The organism is Treponema sp. R80B11-R83G3, from assembly GCF_054786115.1.
The window spans coordinates 1-382 of record NZ_BDHF01000573.1 but is presented as its reverse complement, the minus strand read 5'-3'; the positions used below and the strand labels follow the sequence as shown (position 1 = coordinate 382).

Genomic DNA, 382 nt, shown 5'->3' with positions numbered 1-382 from the left:
AATAAATATCCCATGCAAAAACCTCAATGTCAAAGATGCGAATCTGAAAAAGAAGCGGAATTAGTTTGTGTTAATAATGAATCTTTATTTATTTGTAATGATTGTTATAGGGAACTTGAAAGAAATATTAATAAAGAAAATATGGAATTGGAAAATACCCCTAATAATTATTTATTGGGATTTTTAGGCGCATTTTTATTTTCTATTCCCGGTATTTTATTGACAATAGCATTTTTCATCTTTCTTAACAGGGTGGCTGCAATTTCCGCATTATTATATGTATTTTTGGGTACAATTGGGTATAAAAAATTTAAAGGAAAAATTAATCCTGTTGGAGTATTAGTTATATTATTTAACGGAATAATAATGGTTTCTATAGGGA

At 27.2% G+C, this 382-nt stretch carries 1 protein-coding gene; it reads left to right on the top strand.

What is annotated here, in order from left to right:
- A partial coding sequence (locus ACYVRH_RS15035; RefSeq protein ID WP_461257658.1) for a hypothetical protein occupies window positions 1–382 on the top strand: 382 nt, incomplete at both ends.